The organism is Sphaerisporangium perillae (assembly GCF_023276435.1).
Classification (GTDB): Bacteria; Actinomycetota; Actinomycetes; order Streptosporangiales; family Streptosporangiaceae; genus Sphaerisporangium; species Sphaerisporangium perillae.
In genome coordinates, this window is record NZ_JALLPO010000073.1 from 1 (window position 1) to 19,208 (window position 19,208).

A 19,208-nucleotide genomic window follows, 5' to 3' on the forward strand; every position below is an offset into this window, starting at 1 on the left:
CATCCATCACCCAAAACCCCGCTCTGCACCAGCCGCAGCACCGTGCCACCCTGACCACGCCCCTCGACGAGGAACTCCAGCGCCATGTAGGCGCCGTCCTCCCCCTCCGCACCACGGAAGGCGAACCGCCGCAGCGGCTCCCAGCCCGTCACCCTCGCCTCCACCGGAAAGTCACCGAAGAACTGCACCGCCTTGCCGCCCACACGCGGCTCGACCTCGTTACGCCCCAGGAACCAGGAGGTCAACCCCGGCCCGGTCGCCACCGCCTCCCACACCCGCTCCAAACTCGCCCGAAGCTCGATCTCCTTGCGTAGCTCGAACCGATGCGCCATCTCACAACTCCTCGATCGTGGTATCCGATGTCTCGACATGTGGGTGAAGCGCGACGACCAGGCGGTGTACGCGGCCGCCTTCGGCCTTCTCGTCGTGGTACTCGCCGGCGAGGGTGGTCACCACCTTGGCGAGCTCCTGGGCGAAGGCGGCACGGTCGGCGGCCGAGGCGAAGCGCACCTCGCCGTCGATGGTGAACGTCGCCACCCGCCTGCGCGCCTTGTCGCCGCCGGTGACCAGCTCGCCCACGTCGCGCACCAGCCGTGCGGCCACGGCCAGCAGCCAGCGCGCGGACAGCTGATCGGGTGAGCGCGCCGGGTCGGGCGCCACCGCTCCCAGCGCCACCGGCGAGATCACGTAGGAGGCGGCGGTGGCCGTCATCACCCGCTCGGTGACGTTGCCCTTGCGCCGTTCCTCCACCAGCTCAATGAGGCCGTGCCGCTCGAGCGCCTTCAGGTGGTAGTTGACCTTCTGGCGCGGCAGGCCCACCCGGACGGCCAGCGTCGCGGCCGAAGCCGGTTCCGCCAGCTCGGCGAGGAGCCGGGCCCGCATGGGGTCCAGCGATACCTGCGCCGCCGCCGGGTCTTCGATCACCGCCACTTCGAACATGACACAACGGTCTCACCGACAATCTGAGTTGTCAAGACTATTCAAGTTGTCGGGAGTCGGGCGTGTGAGGGACGTACGATCTCCTCGGGGATCGGGGCCCCCGGCGACCGGGCACCCCCGCGCCGGCTCACCAGGACACGAGGCAGGCGATGGTCGCCCACACCCCCCGCTACGCGGTCGTCGACGTCGAGACGACCGGGTTCCGCACCTCTGAACAGGACAGGGTGGTGGAGATCGCCATCGTGCACGCCGGACCGTCGGGAGAGGTGACGGGCGAGTGGGCCACCCTGGTGGATCCCGGCCGCGATCCCGGGCCGGAGAGCGTCCACGGCATCACCGCCGCCGACCTCGGCGGCGCGCCGGCATTCGGGGAGATCGCCGGAACCGTCGCCGCACTCCTGCGCGGGCGGATCGTCACCGCGCACAACCTCCCCTTCGACGCCCGCTTCCTCGCCTACGAGTTCCGCCTGCTCGGCTTCGAGGTGCCGGTTCACCACCGGCTCGGGGTCTGCACGATGGCGTGGGGGGCGCACTTCCTTCCCGGCGCTCCGTCCACCCTCGCCGGTTGCTGCGCCCTGGCGGGCATCCCGCTCGACGGTAATCACGAGGCCCTCGTGGACGCGCGCGCCGCCGCCGGGCTCCTTCGCCACTACATCGAGCGCGCAGCGCCTGTGGTCCCGTGGCGGCACCTGTTCCACACGGCCCTCGATGCCCCGTGGCCGGAGGTGCCGGACCTCGGGACGCCCTGGGTGCCGCGCCGCGACGCCCGTACCGGCCCCCGGATCGCCGACGCGAGCGATCGATGACCGGCTTGGCCGGCGCGTATCGGGTAGAGGTGGGTGATGTTCATTTTGTTCGGCTTCGGCACGAGGATCCATCCGCTCGGCACGCTGACCGCCGCCTGCCGCAACTGCGGCAACGTGGCGGCGCAGATGCTGTCGAGGCGGGTGACCAAGTTCAGCCTGTTCTTCATCCCGCTCTTCCCCGTGCGCACGAGGTACGCGGCGCAGTGCACCTTCTGCGGCGCGACGTACCGAATCTCCGAGGACGAGGCCACCAGCCGGGCGATCGCCTGACGGGGGATAGTGAGCTTATGACCATCGAGATGACCGATGCGGCCGCGATGCTCGCCGTGGCCCTGGAGGAGGCCAGGAAGGGGTACGCCGAGGGCGGGGTTCCCGTCGGCGCCGCGCTGTTCGCCCCGGACGGCAGGTTGCTCGGCCGGGGCCGCAACCGTCGCGTCCAGGACGACGACCCCTCGATCCACGGCGAGACGGCCGCCTTCCGCGACGCCGGCCGGCAGCGGACCTATCGCGGGACCACCATGGTGACGACGCTGTCACCTTGCTGGTACTGCAGCGGCCTGATCCGCCAGTTCGGCATCACCGGGCTGGTCGTGGGTGAGAGCCGCACCTTCACCGGCCAGCACGAGTGGCTCGCCCGCCACGGCGTGAACGTGCTCGTGCTCGACTCCGGGGAGTGCGCCGAGCTGATGACCGCGTTCATCAAGGCCCATCCGGAGCTGTGGAACGAGGACATCGGCGAGGACGCCTGACGCCACCTCGGCCGATCGCGGGCCTCGCCCCTGGCACGCGAGGCCACCAACTCGCCACCGCCCGCACGCAGGGCCGCCACCTCGCCACCGCCCGCACGCAGGGCCGCCACCTCGCCACCGCCCGCACGCAGGGCCGCCACCTCGCCACCGCCCGCACGCAGGGCCGCCACCTCGCCACCGCCCGCGCGCGGGGCCGTCGGCGCGCCACCGCCCGCGCGCGCAGTGGGTACGGTCGTCAGGCGCCCGTCGTCCCGGCCACCGGGTCGGCGAGCGCGGTGGGCGGATCGTCGTCTTCCGCGGGGAGGGTGATGATGAAGCGGGTGCCGCCGGTATGGCCGGTGTCCAGCTCGATGCTCCCGCCGTGGTACGTCACGATCTTGCGGCAGAGCGCGAGCCCGATGCCCGTGCCCTCGTAGGCGTCGCGGTTGTGCAGCCGCTGGAAGATCAGGAAGATCTTCTCGGCGAACCGCGGCTCGATGCCGATGCCGTTGTCCGTCACCGTGACCCGCCACTCGGCGCCGTCCCGCTCGGCGTCGATGCGGACGACCGGCGCGCGGCTGGGATCGCGGAACTTCAGCGCGTTGCCGATGAGGTTCTGCCAGAGCATCACCAGCTGTGTCCGGTCACCGGTGATCTCGGGCAGGTCCCCCACCTCGACGGTCCCGCCGGTCTCCTCGACCCGGGCCGAGAGATTGCGCATGGCGAGGTCCACGGTCTCCTTCAGCTTCAGCCGCACCGGGTCGGCGTTGACCCTGCCGATCCTGGAGAAGGCCAGCAGCTCGTTGATGAGCGCCTGCATGCGCTTGGCGCCGTCGACGGCGAAGCCGATGTACTGCCTGGCCCGGTCGTCGAGCTGGTCGCCGTACCGCTGCTCCAGCATCTGGGTGAAGCTCGCGACCTTGCGAAGCGGCTCCTGCAGGTCGTGGCTGGCCACGTAGGCGAACTGCTCCAGCTCGCCGTTGGAGCGTCTCAGCTCCTCCGCCTGCTGCGCGAGCAGCTCGCGGGACTGGCGGGTCTCCTCCAGCTCGGTGACGATGCGCAGCCGCATCGCCTCAATGTCGCGGGCCAGCTCGGCGACGTCGGCCGGGCCGCCGGTGTCCACGTGCTGGCCGAAGTCCCCCGCGGTGACGCGGCGCGAGGCTTCGCGGAGCCGCTCCAGCGGCCGGAACACCACCAGCCTCAGCAGGATCGCGAGCGCGATGATCGTGAGCAGGAAGATGGCGATGATGCCGATGAAGCTGATGTCGCGGAGGGACCTCGCCGCCTCCAGATCGGCGCGCGACTGGTCGCGGGCCCGTCCCCATGCCGCCTCCTGCGCGTCCAGCGCGTCGCGAAGCGTCTCGAACGCGCGCCTGCCCGCGTCGGCCTGCCCGGTGGGCACGTTCTCGGCACCATCGCGCCGGATGCGCTGGATCAGGGGCTCGACGTGCTGGGCGCGCCACTGGGCGCTCAGCCGCTCGACCTCGTCCAGCCGGCGCAGGGGCGGCGCGCCGGGCGCGAGGGCGCGGATGCGCACGGCGGCCTCCCTCTCGGCCGCCTGGCCGGTGAGGTAGGGCCCGAGGAAGTCCTCCTTGCCGGTGAGCAGAAAGCCGCGGGCTCCGGTCTCCTGGTCGACCAGGGCGGTCCTGAGCCGCTCGGCCTGGATCCTGGCGGGCGAGATCACATCGGACAGCCGGTTGGAGACCCCCGTCGTGTGCCGCAGGACCATGGACCCCACGAGCGAGGACCCGGCCAGCACGATGACCATGACGACCAGCACCATGGCGAACCAGGCCTGGGCGCTCCAGCGCGTTCTCATACGATGCCTTGAACGACCCTGGCGATGGCTGACATGGAGGAATCGTAGCCTCACCGGACACCTGCTCCGGCAGGGCGCCGATGCCCGGCGGCAGCGGGTCCGGTGACAGGAACACCTGGAATAAGAGGTGCCGCGGCGACGCTTAGGTGGTTGAAATTTCAACGACATGAGAGATGAGGAGCATGATGCAGTTCGGGATCTTCAGCGTGGGCGACGTCACCACCGACCCCACCACGGGCAGGACGCCGAGCGAGCACGAGCGGATCAAGGCGATGGTGGCCATCGCGCTGAAGGCCGAAGAGGTCGGCCTCGACGTCTTCGCCACCGGCGAGCACCACAACCCGCCCTTCGTCCCGTCCTCCCCCACCACCATGCTCGGCTACATCGCCGCGCGCACCGAGCGCCTCATCCTCTCCACCGCCACGACGCTGATCACGACGAACGACCCGGTCAAGATCGCCGAGGACTTCGCCATGCTGCAGCACCTGGCCGACGGGCGCGTCGACCTGATGCTCGGCCGGGGCAACACCGGGCCCGTGTACCCGTGGTTCGGGCAGGACATCCGCCAGGGCATCCCGCTCGCCATCGAGAACTACGCGCTGCTGCACCGGCTCTGGCGTGAGGACGTCGTCGACTGGCAGGGCCGCTTCCGCACGCCCCTGCAGGGCTTCACCTCCACGCCGCGGCCGCTGGACGGCGTCCCGCCGTTCGTCTGGCACGGCTCGATCCGCAGCCCCGAGATCGCCGAGCAGGCGGCGTACTACGGCGACGGGTTCTTCGCCAACAACATCTTCTGGCCCAAGGAGCACTTCATCCGGCTGATCAGCCTGTACCGGGAGCGCTTCGCCCACTACGGGCACGGCACTCCTGACCAGGCCATCGTCGGGCTCGGCGGCCAGGTGTTCATGCGCAAGAACTCGCAGGACGCGGTGCGCGAGTTCCGTCCCTACTTCGACAACGCCCCGGTGTACGGCCACGGCCCCTCGCTGGAGGAGTTCACCGAGGAGACCCCTCTCACGGTGGGCAGCCCGCAGGAGGTCATCGACAAGACCCTGACCTTCCGCGAGTCGTTCGGCGACTACCAGCGCCAGCTGTTCCTGATGGACCACGCCGGGCTGCCGCTCAAGACCGTGCTGGAGCAGCTCGACATCCTCGGCGAGGAGGTCGTGCCCGTGCTGCGCAAGGAGTTCGCCTCCGGCCGGCCGAGCCAGGTGCCGGACGGGCCCGCCCACGCGGCCCTGGTCGCCCGGCGCGACGCCGAGGCGAGCCAGGAGCCGTCCGTCGCCGGCTCTCCCTCCTGAACCTGAACCGCCCGCCCGCGCCCACCCCCTGGAGAACCGTATGAAGCCCCTCAAGCTCGTGGCCGTGTCCGCCGGGCTCAGCCAGCCCTCCTCGACCCGCCTGCTGGCCGACCGGCTGCTGGAGGCCACCCGGCGCCGCCTGGCGCCGGAGCGCGAGGTCGAGGTGCGCGTGGTCGAGCTGCGCGACCTGGCCGGGGACATAGCCAACAACCTGGTCACCGGCTTCCCCGGCGCCGCGCTGCGTGAGGCGCTCCAGACAGTGACCGCGGCCGACGGACTCATCGCCGTGACGCCCATCTTCACGGCCTCCTACAGCGGGCTGTTCAAGTCGTTCATCGACGTGATCGACGACAGCGCGCTGACCGGCAAGCCGGTGCTGATCGCCGCGACCGGCGGCACGGCGCGGCACTCGCTCGCACTCGAGCACGCCATGCGCCCCCTGTTCGCCTACCTGCGCGCGGTCGTCGTCCCCACCGCGGTGTACGCGGCGTCGGAGGACTGGGGCTCCGGCGGCGACGCGAACACCGGCGGCCTCGCCGACCGGATCGCCCGCGCGTCCGGAGAGCTGGCCGACCTGATGCCGCGCCGCCCGCCGGCCGCCGAGCCGGTCGAGACCGTCATCCCCTTCGAGCGGCAACTCGCCGCGCTCCGCCCCTGACCACGCCATGCGAGGTCACGTGAGCGGGCCGTCCGCGAGAAGGCCAGACGGCGAACTCGGGATCGTACGGGGTCATCAGGGATCCTGGCGTCCCGGCGGCGGGGGGCTGCCATGATGGGGCGATGCGGAAGGCGCGAACGTCGGAGGATCCGGCCGCGGAGTCCCGGGCCGCCGGTTACCTCATCGAGGAGGGACTGCGGGCCGCCGGGCCGGTGAGCATCGCCGGGGTGGACGAGGTGGGGCGCGGCGCCTGGGCCGGGCCGGTGGTGGTGTGCGCCGCCGTGACCGACCTGAGCGCTCCGCCCGAGCTGCCCGGGCGGGGCGGGCGCACGGTGCGGCTGACCGACTCCAAGCTGCTCGCGCGGGCCCACCGCGAGGCGTTCGCCGAGGTGCTGCCCGGCTGGCTGTCGTGCCACGCGATCGGCGAGTCGAGCGCGGCGGAGATCGACGAGTTCGGCATGACCGAGGCGCTGCGCCGCGCCGCCTCACGAGCGCTGGAGGCCCTGCCTCGACGTCCCGACGTCGTCATCCTGGACGGCAAGCACGACTTCCTCGGCAGGCCGTGGCGGGTGCGCTGCGAGATCAAGGCCGACCAGCGCTCGGTCAGCGTGGCCGCGGCGTCGGTGATCGCCAAGGTGCACCGCGACCGGCTGATGGCGGATCTGGACCCGGACCACCCGGCCTACGGGTTCGCGGGGAACGCCGGCTACCCCTCCCCCGCCCATCAGGAGGCGCTCGCCGCGTACGGACCCACCGGGCACCACCGGCTCTCGTGGTCCTACCTGGACGACCTGCCCCAGTGGCGGCACCTGAGGAAGTACCGCGACCCGTTCGCCGGCTCGGGCCAGCTCTCCCTCCTCTGACCCCGCCGCCGGCCGGCCGGGCGTACCGGAGCGGCCAGGCATGGGGACGAACGGCGGATCAGCGTCACCGGGGCCGCAGGACGTTCTGCGGGAACTGGCCGGCGTAGTTTCCGGGCGGGTTGTATTCGGCGGCGACATACCAGCGGCCGGACGCGCTCTTGGCGATGCCCACACCGAGCCTGGCGCTGTTCTTCCACACCACCTGAGTGAAATGGCCCGTGGTGGCGCTGAATCCAGGCCTGTTGAAGTCATAGTTGGAAATCTCGTCATACCACGCCTTCACGATCGCGGCGGGCGTCGGCTGGGCAGGCCAGGACAAGTACAGGTTCTCCCCATAAGGACCGCCCGAGTGGCTGAACTTGTCGGCCGCGGCCATCTTCTGCGCCCAGGCGACCGCGTGACCCATCAGCGTCTGGTCCAGGACCAGAGCGGGCGAGCCGTGCCGCGCGCGATATCTGTTGTGCTCGGCGAGCATTCCGGCGGTGAAGGGATCGTCCCGCGTGACACCGCTTTGCGCCCTTTCCCCGGCGGGAACGTTTCCGGTGCGCGCCGAGGCGGTGGCCATACCGGACATGGTCATGACGACCACCCCCGCCAGTGCGGCGACGACCGTGACAGGAATTCGCATATGCCCCTCTTCCCACGAAACACCAGCGAGAAGTTCGCTTTTCGAAGCGCTCGCATTACTCGCGATCAATAATGCGATCTTGACTTCGGGAGCGGGGTAAGCGACACACCCTTTCCCGGATTCGCCGGGCCGGACGGCTCAGCGCGGGACGGCGTCCACGAGGTCGGCGGTCTCGGCGAGGACCGCGCCCAGCGGGGCGTCGACGGTGAGGTCGGCGTAGTCGTCGCCACGGGTCGGGCCCTGGTTGACGATCGCGACGGGGATGCCCAGCTTGGCCGCGCGCAGCACGAACCGCCGGCCCGACATCACGGTCAACGACGACCCGAGGACCAGCAGCAGGCGGGCGCGCTCCACGAGGGCGAAGCAATCGGCGACGCGGTCGGCGGGAACGGTCTCGCCGAAGAAGACGACGTCGGGCTTCAGCACCCCGCCGCCGCACGCCTGGCAGCCGACCGTGCGGAACGCCTCCACCTCTTCGTCCGGCAGGTCGACGTCCCCGTCGGGGTTGACGGTCGCGACCAGGGCCCCGAACCGCGGATTGGCCTGCCGCAGGCGGGCGTCCAGCGCCTCCCGCGACGTGGAGTCGCCGCAGCCGAGGCAGACCACGCGGTGCAGGCTGCCGTGCAGCTCGATCACCGACCGGGCGCCGCCCGCCTGGTGCAGGCCGTCCACGTTCTGCGTCACGACGCCGGCAAGCAGCCCGCGCCGCTGGAGGCGGGCGACCGCGCGGTGCCCGGAGTTCGGCCTGGCCCGGGCCATGGTCTGCCATCCGACGTGGCTACGGGCCCAGTAGCGCCGCCGCGCCGCCGGGTCGCCGGTGAACGTCTGGTAGGTCATCGGGCTGTGCCGCTTCAAAGCCCCGCTGGGCCCGCGGTAGTCGGGGATGCCCGACTCGGTCGAAATCCCGGCCCCGCTCAGCACCACCACGTCGCCCTCGGCCAGGAACCTCGCCAGCATGCCCGCGCCCTCGATCACCCCTTCATGGTGCCGCACGGTCTCCATGCACGGAAATCGCCCCTGCCGCGCGTTCGTATCGGAGGTATGGTCCCGGCGCGCCTTTCGCCCTGCGGGATCGTCCCGGCCGCGCCTTCCCGGCTCAGGGAATCGTCCCGCTGGTCACCCCCGTATCACCACGAACCAGGTCGTAAGCGACCTGCAACCCCACGTCCAGCGGCACGGCGCACACTCCTGCCACGAACTTACGAGGGGGTGTGGAACCCATGCGAACGTCCCTACGGCGGGTGGTGGCGACGGCAGGGGTGGCCTTGGCCGGGATCACGGTGTCGCCGGTGATGTCACAGGCGGAGGCTTCGCGCGGGGTGGCGGTCGGCACGCGATTAGCGGCCCGGAGCGACCCTGCGGTCCAGCTGATCCAGACCGACTACAGCGCGACGGTCATCGTGCCCGCGCCGCGCGCGAACAAGTACTTCACCGCGTTGTTCACCAAGGCAGCCCGGCACGCGAAGGCGGGACGCATCCCCGCCGACCATCAGAGCCAGGTCAAGTGGGTGTTGCGGACCGCCGCGTCGAACGTCGGCCGGTACCTCACCCCGGTCACGCCCAACCGATCCGTGAAGGTGGGCGCCCCGTCCCTGTGCACCGGGTGGTGGGTGACCCCTGACGGGTACATGGTGACCGGCGCGCACTGTGTCGGCTCGACCAAGGCCGTGCTGCGGCAGCGCTTCGCCGCGAACGTGCTGCCCGCGATCACCACCAAGGAGGTGCAGGGCTTCCTGAAGAGCATCAGCAAGGTCGCCCAGCCCGATGACGAGCTGATCAGGCTCGCCACGACGATGTTCGGGCGCTTCAACGGCCAGAAGATGCGCGTGACCGGGCTCCGGCGGAGCATCGTGGTCGTCAGCCCCCTGCCCGGCGGCGGCATGGACAAGACGGCCAAGATCACGCCGTTGACCCTGGTGGCCAAGGGCCGCGACTATCCCGGCGAGGACTTCGCCCTGCTGAAGATGGCCGGCGGGCGGAACCTCCCCACCCTGGCGCTCGGCCGCGACACCGACGTGCGCGTGGGCGACCCCCTCTACATCAACGGGTTCCCCGGCCTGGTCACCACGAGCGCGGACATCTTCGACCTGCGATCGAGGCTGTACCCGGCGCTGACCGAGGGCGCCTACAACGCCAGGCGCACCACCGTGCTGGGCGTGCCGTACATCCAGGCGCAGGCGCCGTCGTACCACGGCAACTCGGGCGGGCCGGTGCTCGACGAGGAGGGCCGGGTCATCGGGACGCTGATCGCGGGCTCCGTCGACCGGACCACCGGCGAGACGGCCGAGAACCACAGCTTCATCCTGCCCGTCGGGATCATCCGGAAGAGGCTCGCCGCCGCGCGGGTCACGCCGTCGGCGTCGCCGACCTCGCGGCTCTACAACGCCGCGCTCGACGACTTCTTCGCCGACCGCTACAAGGCGGCGCTGCCCAGGTTCCGCCAGGTGCTCAAGCTGTATCCCGCCCACCCGTACGTCGCCTCCTACATCCAGGACGCCAAACGGGCCATCGCGGCGGGCAAGGACAGGACCCCGCGGACCTGACGCGCCGCGCACGCGGACGCCCCCCGGTCGGTCGCGCGGGGGCCCAGGGGGCGTCAGGCGCCGGGGGCCGCGCCGTTCCCGGGCAGCACGGCCAGGTGGGGCGTTCCCGAGGCGCCGGGACGGTGGGCCGGACTGAAGCCGGTACGCGGGCGAAGCTATGGCTTGGCGGCGACGCCGCAGAAGGCTGCCACCTCGTCGGGCATTCCCCAAGGGGTGGCTTCGGGCCGCCAGCGTGACACCGACACCACGCCCGGCTCCAGCAGCCGCAAGCCGTCGAAGTAGGTGACGATCTGCTGGGGAGTGCGCAGCTTGTAGGGGTCGCCCGCTTCGGCGCGGGTCTTCTCCGCCTCGGCGGCGGCCTCCGGTTCGACGGCGTCGGTGCCGTCCTCCAGAACCAGGTAGCTGCCCGACGGCAGCGCCGCCACCAGACGGTGGCAGATGTCGCTCGCTTCCGCGTCGTCCCATACGTTGCCCAGGATGCCCAGCATCATCAACGCGATCGGCTGGGTGAAGTCCAAGGTGCGGGCCGCCTGCTGGAGGACGCGCTCGGGATCGCGGACATCGGCGTCGACGTAGGCGCACACGCCCTCGCGCGTGCTGGTCAGCAGGGCACGGGCGTGCACCAGCACCAGCGGGTCGTTGTCCATGTAGACGATCTTGCAGGCCGGGTTGACCCGTTGCGCGACCTCGTGGGTGTTGTCGACCGTGGGCAGCCCGGTGCCCACGTCCAGGAACTGCGTGATCCCGGCCTCGCCTGCCAGGTGCCGCACCGCCCGGCCCAGGAAGGCCCGCGACTGCCGCGCGACCTCCACGATCCCCGGGTACACCTGGAGGATCTGGTCTCCGACCTGCCGGTCGATGGGGTAGTTGTCCTTGCCGCCCAGCCAGTAGTTCCACATCCGGGCCGAGTGCGGGGTGGTGGTGTCGATGTGCGCGGAGGTCTGTTCGTCTGTCATCGGAGCACTCCCGTGGGGATCGGGACACCACCGGCGAGCAGGTGCTGGTGGCATGCGGTCGGCTTGATCATCCCAGGCTTGGGCCGGGTTCGGCGGCCTCTCGGCCGGTTCATCCGTGTTCGGCGATGAACCCCCGAATCACCCCGCTACCCCCCGCACCGACCGGCAGCTTGATCATTGATCCCGTGGGACGGCCAAAGTCCGGCGGTGGGCCCGTCGGACCGGTCCAGGGCGGCCAGGGCCGAGGCCGGGTCGAAGGCCGGGTCGAGTCGTGCGGCTTGGCGGAGTAGCTCGGCCAGGGTGGTCATCAGCATTTCGACCAGGTCGCCCGCGGGGAAGAGGCACAACGCGCTCAGACTGTTCCCCCGCTTCGCTTGACAGCCGGGCACAGAACTACGTGACCTACAGCACCGACATCGCGGTGACCGCGGACTCGATCGTCTGGCGCGCGGCCTTCGGGCCGACCTCACCTGCTCGCCGTGCGCGTCGCCCCGCCGTTGCCCGTCCGCCGGTTGATCCAGCCCCGACCCGGGGTCCACGCCGACGCCCTAACCAACCGTCGACTCGAGCCACTTCACCGTGCCGGACACGCCTCCCAGGGCGCCGTCCTTGATCCGCACCTGGACCGGCCGGTGTACGCCATCGGGTCACCGCCGGCGACGCAGTGCGGCGGCGGTCACCGTGGATCCCGATGACCGCCGGCGGCGCAGTGCGGCGGCTATCTGGAGAGTCCTTCGTAGGCCGCCAGCACGATGCCGATGGCTCGGCCGTCCCCCGGTGTGCCGCCGAGCATGCGGTTCATCATGTACGACACCGTCATGCGGGCATCGAGGTCGATCAAGACCAGCGAGCCGCCCCATCCGCCCCAGAAGCACGTGCGCGGGTTGGGCATCTGGCCGCCGTCCAGGCCGTAACCCATGCCGTAGCGCATCGGCACGCGAAGGACGCGGTCCACGCCGCGGTACTGCTCCTCCAGGGCACGCTCGCAGCCCTCCCGCGACAGCAGCCGCACACCCCGCACCGTTCCGCCGCATGCCAGCACTGATTGCACGGCCCCCACCGAGCGGGCGTTACCGTGCCCGTTCGCGGCCGGGATCTCGGCGCGCCGCCAGGCGGAAGTGTTGGCGACCTCGGGCCGGAGCGGAGGGTTACCGGACCCGTCGGTCGCGGACTCGCCGGTCGCGGACTCGCCGGTCGAGGTCGCGTCGCTTGCCGGCGGGGGTGGGATGATCGGGGCGACGCGGTGGTCGTGCTCGGCGGGCAGCCCGATGTGGAAGTCGGCGGCCAGCGGCCCGGCGACCTCCTCGGCGAAGAAGGCGCCCAGACTGCGGCCGGTGACGCGGCGGACCACCTCCCCGACCAGGAATCCCTGGGTGACCGCGTGGTAGCCGGCCTCGGTGCCCGGCTCCCAGCGAGGGACCTGCGCGGCCAGCCGCGCCGTGGCCGTCCCCCAGTCGTAGAGATCCTCGACCGTCATCGGTTCGTCCCAGGCCGGCAGGCCCGCGGTGTGGGAGAGCAGGTGCCGCACCCGCACACGGTCCTTGCCCCCGGCGGCGAACTCGGGCCAGTACTCGGCGACCGGCGCGGCCAGGTCGAGGTCGCCGCGGTCGGCGAGGATCAGCGCGCACAGCGCCGTCATCGTCTTGGTGGTGGACCAGACGTTGGTGATGGTGTCGCGCCCCCACGGGACGGTGCGGGCCGCGTCGGCGTACCCGCCCCAGATGTCGACGACCGGCTCGCCGTCCACGTACACCGCCACCGACGCGCCCACGTCGTCGTTGCCCAGCGAGGCCGCCAGCATCTCGCGCACCTCACCGAACCGGTCCTCGCACCTGCCGTGGATCTCCGCCATGCACGGAACATAACCCGGCGCCCCCGGCCGAGCCACAGAATAGACACGACCTCGCCACACCCACTTGGCCACGGCAGGACCACATCTGGGCGCGGCAGGACCCCACCTGGCCGCGTCTCATCACCGAACACCTCCCCACCGACCCGGCGCCGGACACAGCACACCGATCTAGCGAAGGGAGTGGCGGTCAGCGGAGTGTGGGCAGGCCCGCGATGAGCGCCATGATGGTGCGCTTCATCGTCGGCAGGAACGGCGGGCAGGCGGCGGCGATGTCGGGGTCCTGCGCGTAGAGTTCGACGAGCACCGGGGAGGGGTTGGAGACCGGGTAGAGCATGCCGGCCACTCCGGCGGCCGCGCCCACCAGCTCGAAGGCTTCGCTCTCGGTCAGCGTGGGATGGGCCCGCACGACCAGCGCCGCCAGGCCGGCGATGACATCCAGCACGACGCGCTTGTACGCGCGGGCCGCCGGAACCGAGACGTTGTGCTCCAGGCTGGTCGACATGTGGCCGAGCAGGTCGCAGAAGAACGGCCTCGCGACGAGCGTCTCGGCCAGCGCGTCGACGACCTCCCGCGCGCCGGTGGCGTCCCGCAGCCGCTCGGCGACCTCGTCGCCCCAGTCTCGCCACGCCTCGGCGGCCAGCTCGAGGTAGATCTCCTCGCGGGTGCCGAAGTAGCGCCCCACGTTGGACTTCGCCAGCCCCGCGGCGGCGGCGACGCCGCCCAGGCTGACCGCGCGCACCCCGGAGCGCAGGGCGAGCTCCCGGGCGGCGTCGAGGATCGCCTCGCGTCGCTGCCGCTTGTGCTCCGGCCGCCTGGCCCGGACGAAACCCTGCTCTGTCATGTCGCAGCAAGCATACGGCGACGTTAAAAGAACGTCGTTCGCTTGTTAACATTACGCCGTTCTGTTAACGTCGGCGGACATCGGGACCGACAGGATGCCCACCGGCAGGAGGAAGCGCGTGGTCGACGTACAACTACGGGTGAACGGGACGATCGAGACACTGGACCTGCGGCCGCGCGTCAGCCTGCTCGACGCGCTGCGCGAGCACCTGGGCCTGACGGGCACCAAGAAGGGATGCGACCAGGGCGCCTGCGGCGCCTGCACGGTCCTCGTCGACGGCGAGCGGATCAACTCCTGCCTGACGCTGGCCGTCCAGTACACCGGCCGCTCGATCACCACGATCGAGGGGGTGGCGGGCGGCGGGGAGCCCCATCCGCTGCAGACGGCGTTCATCCGCAACGACGGCTTCCAGTGCGGCTACTGCACCTCCGGCCAGATCTGCTCGGCGATCGGCATGCTCGCCGAGCACGCCGCGGGAGCGCCGAGCGCCGTCACCGAGCATCTCGCGAGCCGCGCCGAGCTGACGGACGTGGAGATCAGGGAGCGGATGAGCGGCAACCTGTGCCGCTGCGGCGCCTACAACGGGATCGCCGACGCCATCGGGGAGGTCGCCGCGGCGGCCGCCGTCCAGGAGGTCACCGAGACGGGCGCCGTCCGGCGAGGGTCCGCGGCCGGCGCCGCCCGGCAGGCCACCACGGCCGAGGCGGCCCGATGAAGGACTTCGCCTACGTGCGCGCCGGCGACGTCACGACCGCCCTGCGCGCCATCGCGGCCGAGCCCGGCGCCGCCTTCATCGGCGGCGGCACCAACCTCGTCGACCTGATGCGCCAGGACATCGAGCGGCCCGGCACCGTCATCGACATCACGACGCTGCCCCTGGACGAGATCGAGGAGACCGCCGACGGCGGTGTGCGCGTCGGCGCGCTCGTCCGCAACAGCCACCTCGCCGCCCACCCTCTGATCCGCACGCGGTATCCGGTGCTGTCCCAGGCGATCCTCACCGGCGCGTCGGCCCAGCTGCGCAACATGGCGACGGTCGGCGGGAACCTGCTGCAGCGCACCCGCTGCCTGTACTTCTACGACGGCGCGGCCGCCTGCAACAAGCGCCGGCCCGGCAGCGGGTGCGACGCGCTCGAGGGGTTCAACCGCAACCACGCCATCCTCGGCGCGAGCGACGCCTGCGTCGCGACGCATCCCTCCGACATGTGCGTCGCGCTGGCCGCGCTGGACGCCACGGTCGAGGTGGAGAGCGTGCGCGGGACCCGGCGCATCCCGCTGGTGGACTTCCACCGGCTGCCCGGCGACACGCCCGACGTCGAGACCGCGATCGCCGCCGACGAGCTGGTCACGGCGGTAGAGCTCCCGGCGTCCCCGATCGCGGTGAACTCCCGCTACCGCAAGGTCCGCGACCGGGCGTCGTACGCCTTCGCCCTGGTCTCGGTCGCCGCCGCGCTGGAGGTCCGCGACGGCACGGTCGCCGGCGTCCGGCTCGCCCTCGGCGGGGTCGCCGCCAAGCCGTGGCGGGCCCGCGAGGCCGAGCGGATCCTGCTGGACGCGCCGGCCACCGAGGAGTCGTTCCGGCGCGCGGCAGCGGCCGAGCTGGCGTCCGCCACCGGCCTGTCCCAGAACGCCTTCAAGATCGAGCTGGCGCGGCGCGCGATCGTGGCGACGCTGAGCCGGCTGCTCACCGACGGGAGCGCGGCATGACCCTGACCCAGGCACAGAGCCCGCCGCGGCCCGGCGCCTCCGGCCGCCTGGTCGGCAAGCCCATCGACCGGGTCGACGGCGGCGCCAAGACCAGCGGCGCCGCCCGCTACGCGGCCGAGTACCCCTACCCCGGGCTCGCGTACGCCGCCCTGGTGCACTCGACGGTCGCGCGCGGGCGGATCACCGGAATCGAGACCGCCGGCGCCGCCGCCGTACCGGGGGTGCTCGCCGTCATCACGCACGAGAACGCGCCCGCGATGAAACCGGCGCCACCGATGAGCGTGCTGAACCTCAGCTCGCTCGCCACCGGGACGAGGGTCAACTACCTCAACACCGACGAGGTGCACTGGAACGGCCAGCCCGTGGCGGTCGTCGTCGCCGAGACCCAGGACGCCGCGCTGCACGCCGCGACCCTGGTGCGGGTGACCTACGAGGAGTTCGCGGCCACCGTCGGCTTCACCGCCGAGGAGCCGAACGCCAAGCCGCAGAAGAGCGACATGCTGCAGTCCGGTTCGGCGAGCAAGGGCGACGCGGAGGCCGCGCTCGCGGCGGCGCCGGTGTCGGTCGACCTGCGGTTCACGACCCCGCAGCACAACCACAACGCCATCGAGCCGCACGCCACGACGGCCGTGTGGGACGGCGACCGGCTGACCGTCCACGAGGGGACGCAGAACGTCGCCTGGGTGCGCGACCACCTCGCCGCGCGGTTCGGCATTCCCGCGGGGAGCATACGGGTGATCTCGCCGTACGTCGGCGGCGCCTTCGGCGGCAAGACCATGGTCTGGGCCGGCACGATCCTCACGGTCCTCGCGGCGCGGGTGACCGGCCGGCCGGTGCGCATGATGCTCACCCGCGAGGGGGTCTACCGCACGGTCGGCGGGCGCACCCCCTCGGCGCAGCGGGTCGCGCTCGGCGCCGGCGCCGACGGCAGGCTCACCTCGCTGATCCACACCAGCGTCACGCAGGTCGGGCGGGTCGGCGGCGGGCCCGAGCAGGTCACCTCCCAGTCGCGGCACCTCTACGACGCGGGCGCGATCCTCGTACGGCAGAGCCTCGTGGAGCTGGACACCCTCTCCAACACCATCATGCGCGCCCCCGGGGAGTCCATCGGCACCTTCGCGCTGGAGGCGGCCGTCGACGAGTTGGCGTACAAGCTGGACCTGGATCCGATCGAGTTCCGGATGCGCAACGAGCCCGAGCGCAACCCGATCGACGGCAAGCGGTTCGCCCACCGGATGCTGCGCGAGGCATACGCGCTCGGCGCCGAGCGGTTCGGCTGGTCCGCGCGCACGCCGGAGCCCGGTTCGATGCGCGACGGCAGGTGGCTCGTCGGCATGGGCGTCGCCTCGGCCTACCATCCGTCGTGGCAGCTCCCCGCCAACGTCACCGTACGCCTGTCCGCCGACGGCACCGTGCTGGTGCGCTGCGGGTTCCACGAGATGGGCATGGGCGGGGCCACGGCCCAGGCCCAGATCGCCGCCGACGCGCTCGGCGTGCCGTTCGAGGCGGTGCGGGTGGAGTACGGCGACTCGGTCCTGCCCACCGGCCCGGGCGCGGGCGGGTCCGGGCAGACCGCGAGCGTGGCCGCCAGCCTGCTGACCGCCTGCGAGAAGCTGAAGCGCTCCATGCTCGCCCTGGCCAGGCGTTCCAGCGGGTCACCGCTGCGCGGCCGGCGGCTGAACGGGCTGCGCGCCCGCGACGGGGGCCTGTGGACCGAACCGGGGCCAGGTGAGACGTACGCGGCGATCCTGGCCCGGGCGGGCCGCCCCCACCTGGAGGTGGCTGTCGGGTCGGACACCCGCGTCGGCGCGATGGTCGGGCAGGCCCGGTTCATGGCGAAGTTCCTGCGCGACCGGCGGCGCTGGATGAAGGCCGCGTGCGGAGCACAGTTCTGCGAGGTGCGCGTCGACCCCGACACCGGGGAGGTGCGGGTGTCACGGTGGGTGGGGGCGTTCGACGTCGGCACGGTCATCAATGCCAAGACCGCCGCCGCCCAGCTGCGGGGCGGCATCGTGATGGGCATCGGCATGGCCCTGTCGGAGGAGACGCTCGTCGATCCGCGCAACGGGCGGATCATGAACCCCGGCCTGGGCGAGTACCACGTCCCCGTCCACGCCGACATCCCGCCGATCGACGTCTGCTACCTCGGCGATCCCGATCCCACGATGCCCCTCGGCCTGATCGGCGTGGGCGAGGTCGGCATCACCGGCGTCGCCGCCGCCATCGCCAACGCCGTCCACCACGCCACCGGCCGACGTGTCCGCGACCTGCCCATCACCCTCGACAAGCTCCTCTGACCGCCATCCCCTCCGCGTCCCGGTTCTGCCCGGTTCGGTAAGTTGGGGCGGGTGTCGATCGTCCCCGCCGTGACCTCGCCCACCGCGACGCCGTCCTCCCAGGCCCGTCTGGCCTGGCTGGACGCGCTGCGGGGCATCGGGGCCACCGCCGTGGTGGCCGAGCATCTGCTGCCCTGGGTCGTCCCGTGGCTGCGCCCCTACTGGTTCAACGTGGGCGTCTACGGCATTCTGGTGTTCTTCCTGGTCAGCGGCTACATCATCCCGGCCTCGCTGGAACGGCACGGGGACGTCAGGGCGTTCTGGATCAGCCGCGCCTTCCGGCTGTATCCGCTCTACCTCGTGGTCATCGGGGTGGTCCTCGCCATGACCTGGCGGATCCCGTTACGCGAGGCCGTGCCGCGCGATCCCGCCACGGTGGCCGCGCACGCGACCATGCTGCTGGACGTGGTGGGCGTGGGCGGCGTCGCCGACACCATGTGGACGCTGTCCTACGAGATGGTCTTCTACCTGCTGGTCACCGCGCTGTTCGTGACCGGGACGCATCGGCGCAGCGGCGTGCCGGCTGTGCTGTTCGGCGTGGCCGCCGTCGCCACCGCGCTGCTCATCCCCGCCGCCACGCTCACCGGGAGCCTGATCGCGTGGATCTCCGCCGGGGTGCTCGCGGCCGGGCTGGCGTGCGTGGTCTCCGGCCGGTTCCGCAGGGTCGGCGCGTGCGCGCTGGGCGTCATGTCGCTCGCGCTGCTGTTCCTCGGCAGCAGGGTGCCCTGGCTCGGCGTGGTGATCGTCGCGGTGATGTTCGCCGGCACGGCGATCCACCGCTGGGAGCGGGGCACCGGCCCTTTCTGGCCCGTCGCGCTCACCCTGGCGCTCGTGGCCGTCGCCCCGCTCACGGCGGTCCAGGGTGGCTGGTGGTGGATCGAGCCGGACGTGTGGCTCACCACGGTCGCCCTCGCCCTCGCGACGTTCGCGGGCGCGATGGCCCTGCGGCACCGGCGCGTCCCCCGCTTCCTCACCTGGCTGGGACTCATCAGCTACTCGCTCTACCTGCTGCACCACCCACTGCTGAAGTTCCTGGTCTCCCTGACCGGCGACCTGCGCTGGTCACCCCGGCACGTCCAGCTCCTCATGGCCGCCCTGTTCCTGGCCGTCATCCTGGCCGCCGCCTGGGTCACCTACCGCCTGGTCGAAAAACCCATGCAGCACCTCGGCCACCGCCTCTCCCGCCCCGACCCCACCCGCCCCTGACCTCCGGTCTTCTCATCCGGCGATC

18 protein-coding genes and 1 pseudogene are annotated in these 19,208 nt (G+C 71.7%); 11 read left to right on the top strand and 8 right to left on the bottom strand.

Features of this window, described 5'->3' with window-relative positions; all coding sequences use genetic code 11:
• A partial coding sequence (locus tag MYF83_RS40415; protein ID WP_248966113.1) for an SRPBCC family protein occupies positions 1–332 on the bottom strand: 332 nt, incomplete at its 3' end.
• A 1-nt stretch (position 333) separates the two neighbouring features.
• Positions 334–939, bottom strand: a complete 606-nt coding sequence (locus tag MYF83_RS40420; protein ID WP_248966114.1) for an ArsR/SmtB family transcription factor — start codon at positions 937–939, stop codon at positions 334–336.
• Between the two features lie 149 nt (positions 940–1,088).
• Here MYF83_RS40420 and MYF83_RS40425 point away from each other — a divergent pair, with 149 nt between their 5' ends.
• Genes MYF83_RS40425 through MYF83_RS40435 form a run of 3 tightly spaced genes read left to right on the top strand, consistent with a single transcriptional unit; the run spans position 1,089 to position 2,494 of the window.
• On the top strand, positions 1,089–1,745 hold the full coding sequence (locus MYF83_RS40425) for a 3'-5' exonuclease (RefSeq protein WP_248966115.1): 657 nt from the start codon (positions 1,089–1,091) through the stop codon (positions 1,743–1,745).
• A 36-nt stretch (positions 1,746–1,781) separates the two neighbouring features.
• On the top strand, positions 1,782–2,015 hold the full coding sequence (locus MYF83_RS40430; protein WP_248966116.1) for a zinc-ribbon domain-containing protein: 234 nt from the start codon (positions 1,782–1,784) through the stop codon (positions 2,013–2,015).
• Positions 2,016–2,032: 17 nt separating this feature from the next.
• Positions 2,033–2,494 (top strand): nucleoside deaminase, encoded by a 462-nt coding sequence (locus tag MYF83_RS40435; protein ID WP_248966117.1) that lies wholly within the window; start codon positions 2,033–2,035, stop codon positions 2,492–2,494.
• Between the two features lie 235 nt (positions 2,495–2,729).
• On the opposite strand, the gene MYF83_RS40440 is transcribed toward MYF83_RS40435, so the two are convergent.
• Entirely contained in the window at positions 2,730–4,292 is a 1,563-nt protein-coding gene (locus MYF83_RS40440) for a sensor histidine kinase (RefSeq protein WP_248966118.1), read from the bottom strand.
• Between the two features lie 185 nt (positions 4,293–4,477).
• On the opposite strand from MYF83_RS40440, the gene MYF83_RS40445 reads away from it, so the two are divergent.
• The 3 genes from MYF83_RS40445 to rnhB all read left to right on the top strand — a co-directional run bounded on the left by MYF83_RS40445 (position 4,478) and on the right by rnhB (position 7,114).
• Positions 4,478–5,593: an LLM class flavin-dependent oxidoreductase gene (locus MYF83_RS40445; protein WP_248966136.1), complete on the top strand. Its 1,116-nt coding sequence runs from the start codon at positions 4,478–4,480 to the stop codon at positions 5,591–5,593.
• 40 nt (positions 5,594–5,633) lie between these two features.
• Positions 5,634–6,251 carry an FMN reductase gene (locus MYF83_RS40450; RefSeq protein WP_248966119.1) on the top strand — a complete coding sequence of 206 codons (618 nt, stop codon included), beginning with the start codon at positions 5,634–5,636 and terminating at the stop codon, positions 6,249–6,251.
• Positions 6,252–6,373: 122 nt separating this feature from the next.
• A complete protein-coding gene (gene rnhB, locus MYF83_RS40455; RefSeq protein WP_248966120.1) occupies positions 6,374–7,114 on the top strand; it encodes a ribonuclease HII in 741 nt (246 codons plus the stop codon).
• A gap of 64 nt (positions 7,115–7,178) precedes the next feature.
• On the opposite strand, the gene MYF83_RS40460 is transcribed toward rnhB, so the two are convergent.
• Positions 7,179–7,811 (bottom strand): CAP family protein, encoded by a 633-nt coding sequence (locus MYF83_RS40460; RefSeq protein ID WP_248966121.1) that lies wholly within the window; start codon positions 7,809–7,811, stop codon positions 7,179–7,181.
• A 69-nt stretch (positions 7,812–7,880) separates the two neighbouring features.
• A complete protein-coding gene (locus MYF83_RS40465; RefSeq protein WP_372500396.1) occupies positions 7,881–8,744 on the bottom strand; it encodes an NAD-dependent protein deacetylase in 864 nt (287 codons plus the stop codon).
• A gap of 218 nt (positions 8,745–8,962) precedes the next feature.
• Between MYF83_RS40465 and MYF83_RS40470 the strand changes: the two genes are divergently transcribed.
• The gene (locus MYF83_RS40470; RefSeq protein ID WP_248966122.1) at positions 8,963–10,285 is read left to right on the top strand and encodes a trypsin-like peptidase domain-containing protein; all 1,323 of its coding nucleotides are present in this window, start codon (positions 8,963–8,965) and stop codon (positions 10,283–10,285) included.
• 155 nt (positions 10,286–10,440) lie between these two features.
• Here MYF83_RS40470 and MYF83_RS40475 read toward each other — a convergent pair whose 3' ends face one another.
• From MYF83_RS40475 to MYF83_RS40485, 3 genes are all read right to left on the bottom strand, one after another.
• Positions 10,441–11,241 (bottom strand): SAM-dependent methyltransferase, encoded by an 801-nt coding sequence (locus tag MYF83_RS40475; protein WP_248966123.1) that lies wholly within the window; start codon positions 11,239–11,241, stop codon positions 10,441–10,443.
• Positions 11,242–11,959: 718 nt separating this feature from the next.
• Positions 11,960–13,093: a serine hydrolase domain-containing protein gene (locus MYF83_RS40480; protein WP_248966124.1), complete on the bottom strand. Its 1,134-nt coding sequence runs from the start codon at positions 13,091–13,093 to the stop codon at positions 11,960–11,962.
• Between the two features lie 187 nt (positions 13,094–13,280).
• Positions 13,281–13,934 carry a TetR/AcrR family transcriptional regulator gene (locus MYF83_RS40485; protein ID WP_248966125.1) on the bottom strand — a complete coding sequence of 218 codons (654 nt, stop codon included), beginning with the start codon at positions 13,932–13,934 and terminating at the stop codon, positions 13,281–13,283.
• Between the two features lie 94 nt (positions 13,935–14,028).
• Here MYF83_RS40485 and MYF83_RS40490 point away from each other — a divergent pair.
• The 4 genes and pseudogenes from MYF83_RS40490 to MYF83_RS40505 form a co-directional block, all read left to right on the top strand.
• Positions 14,029–14,547: pseudogene (locus tag MYF83_RS40490) on the top strand (2Fe-2S iron-sulfur cluster-binding protein); the annotation flags it as partial.
• A 98-nt stretch (positions 14,548–14,645) separates the two neighbouring features.
• The gene (locus MYF83_RS40495) at positions 14,646–15,641 is read left to right on the top strand and encodes an FAD binding domain-containing protein (RefSeq protein ID WP_248966126.1); all 996 of its coding nucleotides are present in this window, start codon (positions 14,646–14,648) and stop codon (positions 15,639–15,641) included.
• Complete coding sequence (locus MYF83_RS40500) at positions 15,638–17,938, top strand: xanthine dehydrogenase family protein molybdopterin-binding subunit (protein ID WP_248966127.1); 2,301 nt, start codon at positions 15,638–15,640, stop codon at positions 17,936–17,938. The genes MYF83_RS40495 and MYF83_RS40500 overlap by 4 nt, the downstream gene beginning before the upstream one ends.
• 51 nt (positions 17,939–17,989) lie before the next feature.
• Positions 17,990–19,183: an acyltransferase family protein gene (locus tag MYF83_RS40505; protein ID WP_248966128.1), complete on the top strand. Its 1,194-nt coding sequence runs from the start codon at positions 17,990–17,992 to the stop codon at positions 19,181–19,183.
• The last annotated feature ends 25 nt before the right edge of the window (positions 19,184–19,208 follow it).

Excerpts from the sequence above, each read along its gene's own strand:
- MYF83_RS40420 (WP_248966114.1), bottom strand. The coding sequence starts at position 939 with ATGTTCGAAGTGGCGGTGATCGAAGACCCGGCGGCGGCGCAGGTATCG.
- MYF83_RS40425 (WP_248966115.1), top strand. The coding sequence starts at position 1,089 with ATGGTCGCCCACACCCCCCGCTACGCGGTCGTCGACGTCGAGACGACC.
- MYF83_RS40430 (WP_248966116.1), top strand. The coding sequence starts at position 1,782 with ATGTTCATTTTGTTCGGCTTCGGCACGAGGATCCATCCGCTCGGCACG.
- MYF83_RS40435 (WP_248966117.1), top strand. The coding sequence starts at position 2,033 with ATGACCATCGAGATGACCGATGCGGCCGCGATGCTCGCCGTGGCCCTG.
- MYF83_RS40440 (WP_248966118.1), bottom strand. The coding sequence starts at position 4,292 with ATGAGAACGCGCTGGAGCGCCCAGGCCTGGTTCGCCATGGTGCTGGTC.
- MYF83_RS40445 (WP_248966136.1), top strand. The coding sequence starts at position 4,478 with ATGCAGTTCGGGATCTTCAGCGTGGGCGACGTCACCACCGACCCCACC.
- MYF83_RS40450 (WP_248966119.1), top strand. The coding sequence starts at position 5,634 with ATGAAGCCCCTCAAGCTCGTGGCCGTGTCCGCCGGGCTCAGCCAGCCC.
- rnhB (WP_248966120.1), top strand. The coding sequence starts at position 6,374 with ATGCGGAAGGCGCGAACGTCGGAGGATCCGGCCGCGGAGTCCCGGGCC.
- MYF83_RS40465 (WP_372500396.1), bottom strand. The coding sequence starts at position 8,744 with ATGGAGACCGTGCGGCACCATGAAGGGGTGATCGAGGGCGCGGGCATG.
- MYF83_RS40470 (WP_248966122.1), top strand. The coding sequence starts at position 8,963 with ATGCGAACGTCCCTACGGCGGGTGGTGGCGACGGCAGGGGTGGCCTTG.
- MYF83_RS40475 (WP_248966123.1), bottom strand. The coding sequence starts at position 11,241 with ATGACAGACGAACAGACCTCCGCGCACATCGACACCACCACCCCGCAC.
- MYF83_RS40480 (WP_248966124.1), bottom strand. The coding sequence starts at position 13,093 with ATGGCGGAGATCCACGGCAGGTGCGAGGACCGGTTCGGTGAGGTGCGC.
- MYF83_RS40485 (WP_248966125.1), bottom strand. The coding sequence starts at position 13,934 with ATGACAGAGCAGGGTTTCGTCCGGGCCAGGCGGCCGGAGCACAAGCGG.
- MYF83_RS40495 (WP_248966126.1), top strand. The coding sequence starts at position 14,646 with ATGAAGGACTTCGCCTACGTGCGCGCCGGCGACGTCACGACCGCCCTG.
- MYF83_RS40500 (WP_248966127.1), top strand. The coding sequence starts at position 15,638 with ATGACCCTGACCCAGGCACAGAGCCCGCCGCGGCCCGGCGCCTCCGGC.